At 70.6% G+C, this 861-nt stretch carries 2 protein-coding genes; both read right to left on the bottom strand.

Annotated elements, in window-relative coordinates:
* Positions 1–116 precede the first annotated feature (116 nt).
* Positions 117–395, bottom strand: coding sequence for a hypothetical protein (locus D7V93_RS43565; RefSeq protein ID WP_120616301.1), 279 nt, complete (start codon positions 393–395; stop codon positions 117–119).
* A 115-nt stretch (positions 396–510) separates the two neighbouring features.
* A partial coding sequence (gene bioD, locus D7V93_RS43560) for an ATP-dependent dethiobiotin synthetase BioD (RefSeq protein ID WP_147451704.1) occupies positions 511–861 on the bottom strand: 351 nt, incomplete at its 5' end.

The following is an 861-nucleotide window of genomic DNA, read 5'->3' as shown; positions in this document are numbered from 1 at the left end:
GGTGGGGTTGTTCTCCGCGAGGTCCAGCAGGGGCAGCCCGCGCGACTGGCGCTCGGCGACGGCCTGGGACAGCGGATTGGGCGTGCGTGGGAAGGCGGTGCGGAGCGAGAAGCGGCTCACAGCCCCGTCTGCAGCATGGCGCTGGCCACGCGGCGGATGAGCTCGCGGCGCAGCTCCTGCCGGCAGTGCTCGATGGCCTTCTCGTGCGGTTGGGGAAGCTCCGGGTCACGGGTGCGCATCGCGGTGCGGAGGACCAGCTCGACCTTGGAGGGCTCGAGCTGGAACAACCGCGGTCCGTCTTTCTGGAGGAAGTAGGACAGACCGCGCTGTTCGATGAGCTTCTGGAAGAAGCGCCGGACGTCCGCAAGGAGCGTGATGTCGATGATGTCCGCCATTCGTGCCGGCTTTCTCGCGCGGAACAAACGGATCGTCCATTTCGCGGCCACCACCACGCGAAAACTTGCGCGACCTGTAGCACCCGCCCGGAAGCCGAACGCGGCGGAGGCCGATTTATCGGGCCCGCGCGCGTTCGGGCACCAGCGGCGCCAGCGCGCGCCGGAACGCCAGATGGCGCCTTTGCGCGTCCACCACATGGGGCACCGGACCCAGCACCTCCACCCCGTGGCGGGCCTCCAGGTAGCGTCGGTTGTCCCGCTCCGCCAGGTCGCTTCCGGGCACCCCGCGCGAGAGCACCACCGCCCGCACGGACAGCTTCCGGGACGCCAGCGCCTCCAGCGACAGCGCCACGTGATTGAGGGTGCCCAGGCCCGCCCGCGCCACCAGCACCACCGGCAGGGCGAAGGCCTGGATGAGGTCCACCACGTCGCGCTGGGAGTCCACCGGCACGAACAGCCCGCCCGC

Source organism: Corallococcus llansteffanensis (genome assembly GCF_003612055.1).
Classification (GTDB): Bacteria; Myxococcota; Myxococcia; order Myxococcales; family Myxococcaceae; genus Corallococcus; species Corallococcus llansteffanensis.
This window is presented reverse-complemented; position numbering and strand designations above follow the sequence as displayed.

What these genes read in the sequence shown, in the direction of transcription:
- D7V93_RS43565 (WP_120616301.1), bottom strand. Translation starts at nt 395, where the DNA reads ATGGCGGACATCATCGACATCACGCTCCTTGCGGACGTCCGGCGCTTC.